This window comes from Thalassotalea sp. ND16A (assembly GCF_000764205.1).
Taxonomy (GTDB): domain Bacteria; phylum Pseudomonadota; class Gammaproteobacteria; order Enterobacterales; family Alteromonadaceae; genus Thalassotalea_A.
In genome coordinates this window covers 109,652-122,969 of sequence record NZ_JQDZ01000022.1, presented here as the reverse complement: position 1 = coordinate 122,969, position 13,318 = coordinate 109,652, and the positions used below count along the sequence as shown (strand labels likewise).

At 44.5% G+C, this 13,318-nt stretch carries 10 protein-coding genes and 1 pseudogene; 2 read left to right on the top strand and 9 right to left on the bottom strand.

Features of this window, described 5'->3' with window-relative positions:
- Positions 1-46 precede the first annotated feature (46 nt).
- Positions 47-223, bottom strand: coding sequence for a hypothetical protein (locus tag ND16A_RS21235; RefSeq protein ID WP_160173484.1), 177 nt, complete (start codon positions 221-223; stop codon positions 47-49).
- A gap of 33 nt (positions 224-256) precedes the next feature.
- A complete protein-coding gene (locus ND16A_RS14530; protein WP_033076511.1) occupies positions 257-1,354 on the bottom strand; it encodes an AI-2E family transporter in 1,098 nt (365 codons plus the stop codon).
- Between the two features lie 130 nt (positions 1,355-1,484).
- Between ND16A_RS14530 and ND16A_RS14535 the strand changes: the two genes are divergently transcribed.
- Complete coding sequence (locus ND16A_RS14535) at positions 1,485-2,387, top strand: TIGR01777 family oxidoreductase (protein WP_033076510.1); 903 nt, start codon at positions 1,485-1,487, stop codon at positions 2,385-2,387.
- A gap of 16 nt (positions 2,388-2,403) precedes the next feature.
- On the opposite strand, the gene ND16A_RS14540 is transcribed toward ND16A_RS14535, so the two are convergent.
- Together ND16A_RS14540 and ND16A_RS14545 are read right to left on the bottom strand one after the other, a co-directional pair.
- On the bottom strand, positions 2,404-4,908 hold the full coding sequence (locus ND16A_RS14540) for an ABC transporter permease (protein WP_033076509.1): 2,505 nt from the start codon (positions 4,906-4,908) through the stop codon (positions 2,404-2,406).
- Between the two features lies 1 nt (position 4,909).
- On the bottom strand, positions 4,910-5,686 hold the full coding sequence (locus tag ND16A_RS14545; protein ID WP_052072876.1) for an ABC transporter ATP-binding protein: 777 nt from the start codon (positions 5,684-5,686) through the stop codon (positions 4,910-4,912).
- Here ND16A_RS14545 and ND16A_RS14550 point away from each other — a divergent pair.
- Positions 5,685-6,299 (top strand): arylesterase, encoded by a 615-nt coding sequence (locus ND16A_RS14550; protein ID WP_033076508.1) that lies wholly within the window; start codon positions 5,685-5,687, stop codon positions 6,297-6,299. The two genes, ND16A_RS14545 and ND16A_RS14550, sit on opposite strands and share 2 nt — an antisense overlap.
- Before the next feature lie 93 nt (positions 6,300-6,392).
- Here the strand turns inward: ND16A_RS14550 and ND16A_RS21920 are convergent, their stop codons facing one another.
- From ND16A_RS21920 to ND16A_RS14570, 5 genes and pseudogenes are all read right to left on the bottom strand, one after another.
- Complete coding sequence (locus ND16A_RS21920) at positions 6,393-6,620, bottom strand: HU family DNA-binding protein (RefSeq protein WP_052072885.1); 228 nt, start codon at positions 6,618-6,620, stop codon at positions 6,393-6,395.
- 1,817 nt (positions 6,621-8,437) lie between these two features.
- Positions 8,438-8,747: pseudogene (locus ND16A_RS14555) on the bottom strand (alpha-N-acetylgalactosaminidase); the annotation flags it as partial.
- 53 nt (positions 8,748-8,800) lie between these two features.
- Positions 8,801-10,408, bottom strand: a complete 1,608-nt coding sequence (locus tag ND16A_RS14560) for a sialidase family protein (RefSeq protein ID WP_033076506.1) — start codon at positions 10,406-10,408, stop codon at positions 8,801-8,803.
- 163 nt (positions 10,409-10,571) lie between these two features.
- Positions 10,572-12,116, bottom strand: coding sequence for a sulfatase family protein (locus ND16A_RS14565; protein ID WP_081945474.1), 1,545 nt, complete (start codon positions 12,114-12,116; stop codon positions 10,572-10,574).
- Positions 12,113-13,294, bottom strand: coding sequence for a glycoside hydrolase family 18 protein (locus ND16A_RS14570; RefSeq protein ID WP_033076505.1), 1,182 nt, complete (start codon positions 13,292-13,294; stop codon positions 12,113-12,115). Before ND16A_RS14570 ends, ND16A_RS14565 begins: the two co-directional genes overlap by 4 nt.
- Positions 13,295-13,318: the final 24 nt, after the last annotated feature.

Below are 13,318 nucleotides of genomic sequence, written 5' to 3'. Positions count from 1 at the left end.
ATCCCTTTCCACTTACATCTTATAGAAAACAACATCAATATCGGCGCTAGTCAGTGCTTTGTTCACCTTTAGGTTTCGCAAATAATATAAACGGTAATGCAATAGGCCCTAATAAAGCCCCCATAATTGCCCAATAGCCGGCGTTGGCCTTGCGCCATTTGGCAAAAAAATAACAAATGAATATACAAATAAAGTTAATCGCCAATAAAAAAGCTATGCCCACAATACTTCCTTAATGATTACCTTATATCGATTATCATTTCTCAATTGGTTGCTCTTGTTGCAATTGTGCTTGCGCCTGCTGCTGTTTAATTACCTCTTCTGCCTCAGATTCATCTCCCAACATCATAGAGAACCACTTTGCCTCTGCTGAGCTTTCCAGAGCTATTTTGATGATCATGGTAAGCGGTACCGATAACAGCATGCCGACAGTACCCAATAACCAGCCCCAAAAGATCAAAGATAAAAACACCACTAAGGTAGATAAACCTAGGCCTTTGCCTAAATAGCGAGGTTCAACCACATTGCCCATCACGGTATTAATCAGCATAAAGCCGGCAGCAATTGCCAAAGCCGCGGCAGGATTAAGCTGAAGCAAGGCCAACAATACTGCCGGTACCGCCGCAATGATCGAACCGATGTTAGGGATGTAATTGAGTAAAAAGGCTAAAACGCCCCACAGCAAAAAGAAGTCCAGGCCGATGATCCACAACATTAAACTGACTAAACAACCGGTGGCGATACTGACCCAGGTTTTGATCGCAATGTATTTATTTACCGAACTTAAAAATTTATCAATTTGTTGCATTTTCATTTGTGGATCTTTTAAGGCCAAGTGCAACTTCGCCGGAATACTGGACGCTTCAAATAACATGAACACTACAGTGATCAAAATCAAAAACAGATTCGCCATGATATTGCCAAAGCTTGATAACATATTGGCGGCAAAGCCCATTGCCGCGGCAGGGTCTAAATATTGCATCAATATTTTTGACTCTAGCTTAATGTTGTAATCGGCCAGTTTGTCGATAAGCCCGGCAAAATCATTGGTCAATTGTGCCCGGTACCCTGGCATCAAAGCGGATAATTCGGTTAATGAGTTGCCAATTAATGAGGCCAGCGACATGCCTACCACCACAAATAATGCGATAACAAAAAATACCGCGATGGCTTTTGGTACTTTATACTCTTCTGCTTTGTTAATTACCGGATTACAGATAATGGCGATAAACAACGACAGTAAAAATGGGATCAATAGATTACTGGCGGTTTTAATCCCCGCCATGATAATAACCAGAGAGGCTAAAATAATTAATACTTTAACAATCCCGCTATGTTTTACAGCTAAGTCCATGAGAAAACTCTTTATTTTATATTAAAGCTACAGTAACAAAATTATCCAGAAATAACATCCATTGAGGCTGTTCAGGATTTATCAGCTAAAATTAGAGTAACGGTTAAATTGTTGGCAGAACGACTTCAACATGAAAATATTAATGACCGGAGGCACTGGCCTGATAGGCTCAACCTTCATTAACAAATTCAGCTCAAAATACCACTTTGACGTGCTTAGTCGTCAAACTGGCGATTTAAGCTCTCGTTTTGGCAATGAAGCCAAGGTCAATGTTATTTCATCGTTAAACTATTTAAAACATCTCGATGACTATCAGGCGGTAATCAACCTTGCCGGTGAACCCATTGCCGAAAAACGTTGGAGCCAGAAGCAAAAACACAGTATATGTCACAGTCGCTGGAATTTAACCAGTCAATTAAGCAAATTAATCAACGATTCAACCACCCCGCCCAACACCTTTATATCAGGCTCGGCCGTCGGTTTTTATGGCCGGCAAGGTAACGAAACCATTACCGAACAATGGACTGATGTCTACCCTGAATTTAGCCATACAATCTGCAAGGTATGGGAAGAAAAAGCATGGCTTAGCCAACACAAAAGCCGGGTATGTATATTAAGGACTGGCATAGTGCTAGATAAAAACAAAGGCGCATTAAAAAAAATGTTACCGGCGTTTAAATTTGGTTTAGGTGGCCGGTTTTCAACCGGAACGCAATTTATGTCCTGGATCCATATTGATGACATGGTCAATGCCATCGAGTTTTTATTGAACAACCAACAATGTCAGGGCCAGTTTAATTTAACCGCGCCCAAACCGGTTACCAACAAAGAATTTTGTCAAATACTGGCAAAAACCCTACGTCGGCCAAATTTGGCCACCATGCCAGCGTTTGTGTTACGTATTTTGTTTGGCGAAATGGCCGATTTATTCTTGTATGGGCAAAAAGTCGTGCCGGAGAAATTACTTTCTGCAAACTTTAAGTTCACCCACCCCAACTTACAATCGGCCTTACATCATTTACTGAAAAGCTAAAGCGTAGTTCTCGCTATTAGAGTGTACGCCTGATCAAGGTTAAACTGGATAAATTCAGCAAGCGCCAGCATGCCAGCAAACCCACGCCACCAACAAAGGCTCCACCCAACACCAATCCCAGCAACCAATAATTTAAATGCCATGAAGGGTCCATTTCAAAAACATTACTTTGCAATACGTATACCGCAATTTCCATGGCAACACTGGCTAAGAACCCGGCTATCGCCCCCAAAATTACAAACTCTAATACCGTTGCCGATTTTAACAAGCGGCCTCTGGCACCTAAGGTTCTTAAAATTGCCAGTTCACGCTCACGCTCTTCCATACTCGCTTGCACTTGAGCCACCAACACTAAAGAGCCAGCGATAACAACCAGCACTAAGATGAACTCGATCGCTATTGATACCTGGCCAATCACTGAGCGTAGCTGAGATATCATCGCTTCAACATCAATCACACTTATGGTTGGGTACTGTGCTAAAAATTGCTGCATCGCTCGCTTTTTATCAGTTGGCACATGAATTGAGGTGATATAGGTTGCCGGAAAATCGGCCAGTACCTTATCAGAAAATATCATGTAAAAATTTGGCTGCATCGACTGCCAGTCAACTTCACGAATACTGGTAACTGGCAATTGAATGAGCTCACTGCCGATTTGAAAGCTTAATTCGTCCCCAACTTTAACATCTAACCGTTCGGCAACTTGCGACTCGATTGAGACCTGAGCCAACTCATCTTCAGGGCGAAACCAGTCACCAGAAACGACAACATTGCCTTTTGGTAACTGACTGTGCCAGGTCATATTCAGCTCACGGCCAATACCTTGCCGGCCTTGATCGCTGTTATCGGTTTCTTCTTTACTGGCTTGTTTAGCAAGCTTTTCATCATTAATGGCGGTTAAGCGGCCACGCACAATGGGGTATAGATCACTCGCTTGCATTTGGTTATTACTGAGAAATTGTTCTACTTCACTAACCTGCGACTTATTTACGTTAACTAAAAACTGATTTGGGGTATTTTCCGGCAACTGCGCTTGCCATTCATCAATTAAATCGTTTCTCACCACTAACATCAGCAATAACAGCTTTATCGCTATGGTGAAACTGACCAGTTGCACATTGTTTTGTTTGCCGCGACGTTTTAAATTTGCCAGGGCCAAGTGAAATCCTTGCCCGGCCTGGCTGCCTACCGAGCGGCCGGCATTTACCAGTAAGCGGCCAAATAGCAGCAAAATACCGATAATCACCCCACCACCGGCCATGAGTGCCAAAGATAACATCCAGTCACGTGAAAATATTAATAACAAGGCGAACACCGCCATAAACGGCGGGATATTGGCGATGATACCTTTTTTAGTATCGACATCAGTAAAGCCATGGATCACCGTTAATACTGGTGTTGCGATTAAAGATTTCATTGGTGCGATGGCAAAAGCAAACGCACAGATAGCGCCAGTGATAACCGCAACCATTAATGGATAAAGTGAAGATGCCGAAGACGTTTGTGGTAAATAGGCAGCCATCAACGACAAGCCGATTGATTGCAAGACAAAGCCAAGGCCTAAACCAACGACAATCGAAAATAAAGAAAGGCTACTCCAGTGCAACAAATACAATTTGCGTATGTGCGATTTATTGGCGCCCATGGCTTTAAATACCGCCACCATAGGTTGATGACGTTGACCATAGCGCCGGCTGGCTACAGACACCGCAACCGCCGCTAAAATGATCCCCAACATACTTGCCAGCGACAGATATTTCTCTGCCCGGTTTAAGGCATTGGCCAATGGCGTTTGCTGGCTTTTGATATCGTACCAGCGCTGAGTTTCTTGCACTTGCGGCTTAACCCACTGCTCGTATTCCGCAATTTCTTGTGCGCTACCGGCAAATAAATACCGGTAAGTCAGTCTGCTGCCAGGTTGCACGATTTGAGTTTTTTCAACATCGCTTAAATTAACAAAAACTCTCGGTCCCTGGGTAAACACACTAAACGATGCATCAGGCTCTTTGTTTATCGTGGCGGCTACGGTAAAGGTTGCCGCACCAAGTTCTATGCTGTCGCCCACTTTAATCGCTAATTTATCAAGCAATGAGGCTTGTACCCACACACTACCAACAGGTGGGGCGTGCATGGCATTAATTGCCGTTGAATTGCGATCATTGATCAATAATTCTCCGCGCAGCGGGTAACTATCACTGATTGCTTTTACCGATGTCAGTTGCATTTCATCGCCAGCGAAAACCATAGACGAAAACAGCATGACCCGGGCGCTATCTAGGTGTAATTGCGTCGCCTTGTCGAGAAACTCGGCGTTTATTGGTCTTGATGATTGCAACACTCTGTCAGAAGCAATAAAGCTGCTGCTTTCATTAATCAACGCCGACTTTATTTGGGCCGAAAACCCTGACAACGAAAACACCGAAGCCACCGCCAAAATAATGGCAAAGCAAATAATGGTTAACTCACCACGTTTTAATTCATGGCGAAATAAGCGCAGTGATTGTTTGATCCAAATCGGCATGCTAACCCGCCTTCACTGAGTTGATGGTAAGTTGCTCAGGCGCTGCATCCGATTGCTGAATAAACTCCCCGGCTTCCATCGTCAGCTGTATCTGACATCGTCCAGCCAATTTTTTGTCATGAGTCACAAGTACCAAGGTAGTGCCTTGTTGCTGGTTTAATTGAAATAACAACTCAGTAATGGTTTCACCAGTTTTACTGTCTAAATTGCCTGTCGGTTCATCGGCAAACAAAATATCCGGGTTAGAGATAAAAGCACGAGCGATGGCAACCCGTTGTTGCTCGCCACCAGAGAGTTGTGACGGATAATGTTCTACCCGGTCACTCAAACCCACTTTCGCCAGCATGGTCATGGCTTTTTGTTTGGCATTGTCTTCATTGGCCAATTCTGCCGGTAACATCACATTTTCTAACGCGGTTAAACTGTTTATCAATAAAAACGACTGAAAAATAAAGCCAACATGGTCGGCCCTTACCTTGCTACGCTGCTCTTCATCAAATTGATGCAAGGCCAGGCCTTTCAGATAAATTTCCCCCGAAGACGGTAAATCCAGGCCGGCAAGTAAGGATAATAACGTCGTTTTGCCAGAGCCCGATGCCCCGATAATGGCAATACTCTCTCCAGACTTGACTTGCATATCAATTGCTTTCAGGATAGTTAAAGATTTTTCATCCGTTTTATGACTCGCCGTGTTTACCGACTTGGTTACATTGCGACATTCTAAAATGGTTTCAGGTTCAGTTTTATCTTTTGCTTTAAGGTCAGGTTTAGTATTCATGTTCAACAAGTTAGCTCTTACATTATTAATTATCTTCAGCACTACGTTTGCACTAAACGTTTCGGCCAATAATTCTATTTTACTATTAGGTGATAGTCTCAGTGCAAGTTACGGGATGCAAGAAAAAGATGGCTGGGTTGTGTTACTAAATAATCAGCTTGAAACGGAGAACGCCAGCTACCGAATTATTAATGCCAGCATCAGTGGTGAAACCACAGGTGGCGGTTTGGCAAGGCTGCCGGGCATTTTGGCGAAAAACGATATTGATTATTTATTGATAGAATTGGGGGGTAACGATGGCCTTAGAGGCTTTCCACCTAAGCTTATTGAAAATAACTTGTTACAAATAATAGAATTGGCGCATGCTAAAAACATTAAAGTTCTTATCTCAAAAGTTCGCATCCCCCCTAACTATGGGCCAAGATACAGTAAAATGTTTAGCGACGTTTTTAGCAACGTAGCAACACAAAGCAACTCACCGCTACTGCCATTTTTTATTGAAGTGGTTGCAACGGATCCAAGCTTGATGCAAGGCGATGGCATACACCCGACTAAAGAAGCGCAACCAATACTGGCGAAAGAAATGAAAGCGATCATCGACAAGGCGCTTTAGCAGTTACATGACTTCCCGTGCTGAACTTATGCAAAGTGGCAATGACCATCACCGCTCGCGGTGATGGTGCTCACCTTTAGCTATGCATTGGCGTTAATTTACCTTAGTAGAGAGTTCCGAACCCGCTTTAAATCTAACCACTTTTTTCGCGGCTATCTGGATTTCTTTTCCGGTCTGCGGATTTCGTCCGGTTCGCGCTGCTCTGTTCGATACACTGAAACTACCAAAGCCAACCAAACTAACCCGATCTCCTCGCTTAAGTGCGTTAGTGGTGGTATTGATAAAACTTGCCGCTAAAATTCTCGCATATCGAGCATTCATTGGTATTTGTTGAATAATGTCATCCCAAGGCTTCGTTCTCCTCGCCTCTGTGGCTTTCTGCGCGCGGGCTGCTGCGATAAATGCGACAACACCTTGATTCCAGGTTTGATAAATTATTTCAGCCGTTGCCTTGGTAAAAGAACCTATCAATCTGGTGTTCCTTTTACCTTTATAGGTGCCATCCCAGCCACGTAGCACTGCGTTAGCTTCGGTAAAAACCAATGCGTTTCTCACGCTCAACCAGGCGTCTGCGCAATAACCGCCAGCATCGTATTCACAGGTTAGCGCATCCTTTAACAGGCTGCTCGCATTATTCAGTCTACTCCTCATGGCCTGAAGAAGAGAATAGTTGAACTCAAGAATTTCCAGGTCTCGAACTTTATTCCCTGGCGGGTGTAAATTAATAATGTCTCCCTGATGAGCTCTGGTTGTTGCATAAGCATTGGTTATGATATCTGCCAACGCCATATAATATTCACTCTCGTAAGCAGTCGGGAGCAGCTCACGCATTAGCGCGCCATTAGGATTGAAATCATGTTCAGGATGATCCGCGGCTTTTAACACGGTAACATGACCGCGAAAATCGCTGTCGCTACCTCTTAACAGTGTCACATGGCCAATAAACTCCTTACCACCAGCCGCATTGGCATCGACTCCCCGCAACAGCGTGACATGACCGATATATCTCTGCTCTTCTACACTCTGACGACAACTTTTGGGGTTGTCTGGAACACCGGCAGACAAACACTCTGGTGGCGAGATAACCCTATCAAATACCAATGTCACTGCAACCTCATGACTATCTGGGGTATCCACGCTTACGGTATTAAGCCTTTGGCTTTGCGGCAAAATAGACAGTTCGAAGGTGCCATCCGCAGCTTTTAGCACAGTTACATGGCCGTTAAATTCGAGTTGTTCTTGGTTTTTCAGCACGGTGACATGCCCATGATAGTCTTGTTTCTTGGGTAGTGCATTTAATATGTGACCAAAGGGCTGAAATTCGATGGCAGCTCCAGGTCCCGCATGGTTAAGTTGTTCTCTGGCAACGTCTATCAGAGAATTAACGAAGGGTTTGACCAGTTTTTCTTTTGAAAGCTGGGTGTCACTGGCCATGGCATCGATAAGTTCGGCCTTATTCATAGCACTACTTAGGGCACTAACAAATAACAAAAACGCTGCGAAGAATTTAAACATTATGTACCTCCTTACGTCGAATATTTAATCGCCTTCTGGTAAATCATGAGAATGTCTTTATTCACTTAACTGTTGATTGCAATTCATAGCTTAGTTAACTTGTTATTATCAGGATAGTCACCGAATGAAGATGAGTATTTTCCATAGAAAACAATCAATCGCAAGAAATATACCGAATTTATAAGGCATTGTTTTTATGATGAATGTTGCGCTTTAATAAATTAATGGTGGTGTCACTGTAAAGTAACCTGACAGCCACCTGCAGGCTCATAGTCTTATGATTTTTTTGGCGAACATCTCAGCTTTATGTTTTAGCTGAGATAAGGCTTTGGGGTTTTAATGCTAACAATTGCGACAAAGCAGTCTGAAATTGCTACTAAAAACAACCAAAATAATGGTCACTATTTTCCAGATATAGCTGACATAAGCACTTTTTGTCTAAGGCGTTAACGCCCCAAAAACGAGATAGAAAAGTAAAAATCACGCAACAAATAAACAAAAAGTAAGCATTTCCCTTTAATAATTATGGATATTTAGACCAAATGCGGCCCGACCGGTAAGTTGACTCAGTACACAAGAGCAACACTATTATTTATAAGGAATTACACAAGATCAAGAATCTATAGTTTTCTGCTCATCAAACTTGTATCAAATGCTATACCCAACTTAATCCTTTCTACATAAGGCACGGTAGTCCCATGTGTGGGGTAAAGGTTTTCATTGTGTTCGGTATGTTCATTTGTACGCCATGAACCTGTTTTGTGTTCAATTTCTTTCATTTGCCAACGTAATTCATGAATGTATGCCGCTTCACCATGCAATAAATCACCAAATAAACCTTGACGAACCATGATCAATACCATTAATTCATCTCGGCCGTAATTTACATTTTCATCATCATACAATTTTTTGCGTACGTTCGGCGGTATCAACCCGTAGTTTCCCGCGACCATTGGCTAGAGTTAATGAATGTTGATGATAGCGACCTATTTGTGCTTCATTAGTTCGCTGAGTTTGAACCGCTGAAAGGTCATATGTGACTGGCTACTCTCATACAAGATACCGATAATTTGCTCATTAATGCTGGTCAGACTGGAATAGCCATAGCCAAGACCTTCATCAATTAAAGTAAAGTGTTCCACAGGCCATGACATACCGTCATCCTGACTAACTTTGATGGTCATATTGCGGCGTGAATATTGACTCGCAGGGTTGGAGAACAGCAACAATGATGGTTGACTATGCATTTGATGACTGATCAAACTGGCACTACATACAGGCTCTGGTAACGCCTTGTTCGACGTTGGGTGTATTTGCCAGGTCTGGCCTAGATCCGAAGTTGTTGCCAAGGCGCGAGCGCCCGTGCCATTTTTCTGCCAATGACGTTGACCGCGATTGTCGCGCATGTTGAGCATCAATGAGCCATCGCTCAACTGGACGACTTGCGCTTCTGTAGTATCGGTTTTGGCGCTGGTGCCTATCGTCCAGGTTTTGCCGTGATCTTTGCTAGAAATAAGCGTCGAATGAGCCAGCTTGTTTTCGTCTTTATATTGAACAGGAAATACCAAGGTACCATCGTTTAAACTGATGCCCTTGCCGGGGCCGTCAAGTAACAAGCGCCACTGGGGATCTTTGACTTGTTTGGTGATATTGATCGGGGCAGACCAGGTGAGACCATCATCTTCGCTTTTTGTTAATATTAGCTGTCCCGTTTCAACTGGCGTCATTCCTTGTTTAGAGCCGTACCAAGACCGTTTTCCTGGGTGACCATGGGCCCATAACGCGGCAACCCAAATCGTGTTTGTCAGCCGATCCACTAAAATTGACGGATCACCGACACCATTCTGATCTTGTGGCAAGCCCCCCCACTCGCCCATATCCATAATGATTTTCATCGGCTGCCAAGTTTGACCGCCATCGGTACTGCGGCTCATGCCGACATCGATATCACCTTGCAAATCAACCGAACTGTCGTGGCGAACATCATAAATGGCGAGTAAGGTGCCTTTATTAGTGGTCTCCAGACCGGGGATCCGGTAGGTATTGACACCATCGTCTTTGGCTTGTCTTAAAGCATGGCCAATGCGGTTATGCGCAGTTTCATTGAGGGCAGTAACAGCAAGAGTTTCATTACCGAGCTTGATCTGACTTGCATTGACCGTGACATCGTGAAGTGTATTGGCATCGTTACGAACACTAACCGTCAGCCAGAAATAATTATTCCCTTGTGATGGCACGACTGGCTTGCTGAGCTTAATCGTCGTCAATGCCGAAATCTTGTCAGTACTGCCAACCAGGTTAGTTGCTGTAAAACTTTCACCACCACCTGAATAAAACAGCTTGGCTGTTTTGATAGCAGAGACATCATCGCTGCCGCTGAAGTCTAGCGTGATATTGCGCAGTGAGTCTGAATGTCGTTGTTTTGACACTATATTGACACGTAACGCCGGATTATGTTCTTTACCGATCAATATCGGGTATACGGGCGAGTAGCTCATCACTTGTACGTTCGAGGACTGTGGTGTCATCATTGAGCAAGCCGTCAATATAGTTATGACCAACACTTGCAACAGCAGTAGCTTAATTTTATTCATGTTTGAGGTTTCTTTTACAACTCAGTAGTTTGAAACTACCGGCATTAATGTGAGAACAAGTGTATAGATCAACCTTTTCATGGCGCGTTTCCCCGCTGAGTTGATAATAAAGTCGCAGGATATCAAATTGATCTCCTGCGTTTGCAATTGGGTATCATCACATTTAATTAGGCTGCATCACGGCCTGATAATGCTTTAGCATAGTGCTTATTTTCTCTGGGTATTGACTGGCCAGGTTGTGCTGCTGACCAGGATCTGTGGATATATTATACAGTTGGTCGAAGGGGTAAATACCGGTTTCGATATTTTGTTTTTTCATAAGGCTGTTGCCCTTATAAGCAGGGATGACAATCCAGTCACCTTCACGGTACGCGGTACGACCATGCATGCCTTCAAGCAGCAGAGATTTACGACCGGTTTTTGATTGTCCGGTTAACGCACTTAGCATATTCTGGCTGTCGCTAGCTTTGATCTTCTGCCCTGTCATACTGGCAAACGAGGCGAGTAGGTCGTGTTGTGAAATCAGCGCATCGGATACACCGGGTTTAATTTTACCTTGCCAGCGCACCATTAAGGGAATATGTGTACCGGCTTCAAATAAGCTGTACTTACCTCCTCTGAACTGCCCCCAGGGGGTATGTTGACCATTTTTAGTATCGGCTTGGTCATTGTAGCCATCATTGAGTACCGGACCATTGTCAGAGGAAAAGACAATTAGGGTATTGTCACTCAAACCCAGCTGGTCAAGCGTCTCGAGGAATTGGCCAATCGCCCAATCGGCTTCAAGGATGGCATCACCACGAGGACCCAAACCCGACTTGCCGACAAAGTGTCGGTTAGGAACACGCGGTACATGGGGTTGGTGTAGGGTATAAAACAGGAAGAACGGCTTAGCTTGGTTTCTTTTGACAAAACGTTGGGCTTCGCTCAAAAACAAATCTGACATGTCTTCGTCAATCCACTGTGCCGCCTTACCGCCTTTTTGGTAGCCAATACGGGACACGCCATTGTTAATGCTTTGATCATGACCATGATGATAGGTCATTTTGGTCAATAACTCAGGGTTCTCCTGACCTGTTACCTCGCCCGGGAAATTACTTTTATAGCTGACATAGAGCGGATCATCTTGTTCTAAACCCACCACGTCGCCATTTTTTACAAAGACGTTAGGTACCCGGTCATTGGTGGCAGCCATGATATAGGAGTAGTCAAAGCCAACTTCATTGGGTCCCAACGGGATGTGTTCGTTCCAGTCCATTTGACCATTGCCCAAACCTAAATGCCATTTGCCGATAACAGCCGTGGTATAACCAGCTTGTTTCAGCATTTTGGGTAAGGTTTGCTGTTCGGGGCTGATCAGTAACGGTGCATCGCCGGGTAAGATTTGAACCCCTTTGCGCCAAGGGTATTGGCCGGTGAGAATTGAGAAACGGCTCGGGGTACAGGTCGCCGCCGTGGCATAACCATTGGTAAATTTAATACCTTGATCGGCAATCGTGTCGATATTCGGTGTTGATAGCTTGCCAACGCCATAGGCGCTGACATCACCGATACCCAGATCATCGGTGTAAATAATGACGATGTTCGGTTTGGCTGTAGGAGCCTGTGTGGCGAATGATGCCTGACTCATTAGTGCAGCGCCGGCAAACATTAAAACATTAATGAATGATTTTTTTGTCTTGAGTCGTAAGGTCTGCTTATCGTTCATTTGTTTTTCTCCAAAATGGTTTGGCTGACATGATCAATCAGTGGATGGCTAGCGTATTTTTTACCTGCCACAGCGGGAAAATAGTCAAGGCTAAACTCCCACCAGAAAACGCCACGAAACTGCTGTTCAAATGCCCACGCCATTTTGTGGCTCAGGCTTTGTTTGTTATCCATGGTGACAAACTCAGCTTTGTCAGGGCTGAAATAATACGGCGCTTGTGCCGAGTGGTCGTAGGATTCTTGCCATCCCTGGTTAAGTAGCGCAGGTAGCTCGGTATAGCTGAAGTAACGTCCTTTTTCTTTTAGACTGACTTCACTGTTCTCGCCAGGCGCTATGCCCTGGTAGTAAAAGCCATAGTTAGCCAGGCCGATGGAAAGCTTGTCGGGTGAGAATACTGACCAATTGTTATGCAACCTTTTCTTCATCTCATCCAGCGGCGTATTATGGCTAGCGACATTATCCCAAATGCCGCCGCCCATGTCGTAGGTCATGATATTGAGCCAGTCGACCGATGCGCTCAATTGCTGCGCTTGCGCCGGAGAGAACGTTCTAAAGCTGTGTAGCGCCGTGGTTAGATAGTACTCGCGTTTTGGCTCAGCAGAGCTTTTTTCCAAGGCATCCAGCGCTTTGCGCAGTTCTGCCATCAGTGCCGTGTGCTGATCGCGATTGTAGGTATGCTCCCAGTCGATTTCAATGCCATCGTAGTTATATTTTTTGACAAAGGCAGCCATCACTTTGGCAAACAAAGCTCTTTTTGTACTGTCTGCGGCCACCGGATTGAATTCATCTTTGCCAGGAATCGAAAGCAATACCTTGACGTTCTTTTGCTGTGCCCTGGCAATAAGTTCAGGCACAAGGCTAAGGCCAGAATCCCCTGTAGGGTACGCATAGTCTCGCACCAGTTTGTTGTGGATTTGTTCTTCTGTTAGTTCGAAATCTTTTGCCTGCCAAGACGGAGCCGCCATCACATACATGAAGTTGAACTGCTCAAAGCGCGTTTGCTTCAACTGGGCTCTGCTCTTGAGCCAGTTGCCCCTAATGTAGGTCGCATGCACAAAAGTATCTCGGTTGTCATCGCTCAGTTGTCGCGTAAGCTGTTCTGACGACTGCTTGAACATTGAGTAGGAGGAAACGAAGCCGGCCGTTAATAACACAGCAAGAAACAGTTTGATTTTCATGATAAGGACCTCATATAGTTAGGT

What these genes read in the sequence shown, in the direction of transcription:
- ND16A_RS14545 (WP_052072876.1), bottom strand. Translation starts at nt 5,686, where the DNA reads ATGAATACTAAACCTGACCTTAAAGCAAAAGATAAAACTGAACCTGAA.
- ND16A_RS14560 (WP_033076506.1), bottom strand. Translation starts at nt 10,408, where the DNA reads ATGAATAAAATTAAGCTACTGCTGTTGCAAGTGTTGGTCATAACTATA.
- ND16A_RS14565 (WP_081945474.1), bottom strand. Translation starts at nt 12,116, where the DNA reads ATGAACGATAAGCAGACCTTACGACTCAAGACAAAAAAATCATTCATT.
- ND16A_RS21920 (WP_052072885.1), bottom strand. Translation starts at nt 6,620, where the DNA reads ATGAATGCTCGATATGCGAGAATTTTAGCGGCAAGTTTTATCAATACC.
- ND16A_RS14550 (WP_033076508.1), top strand. Translation starts at nt 5,685, where the DNA reads ATGTTCAACAAGTTAGCTCTTACATTATTAATTATCTTCAGCACTACG.
- ND16A_RS14540 (WP_033076509.1), bottom strand. Translation starts at nt 4,908, where the DNA reads ATGCCGATTTGGATCAAACAATCACTGCGCTTATTTCGCCATGAATTA.
- ND16A_RS14570 (WP_033076505.1), bottom strand. Translation starts at nt 13,294, where the DNA reads ATGAAAATCAAACTGTTTCTTGCTGTGTTATTAACGGCCGGCTTCGTT.
- ND16A_RS14530 (WP_033076511.1), bottom strand. Translation starts at nt 1,354, where the DNA reads ATGGACTTAGCTGTAAAACATAGCGGGATTGTTAAAGTATTAATTATT.
- ND16A_RS14535 (WP_033076510.1), top strand. Translation starts at nt 1,485, where the DNA reads ATGAAAATATTAATGACCGGAGGCACTGGCCTGATAGGCTCAACCTTC.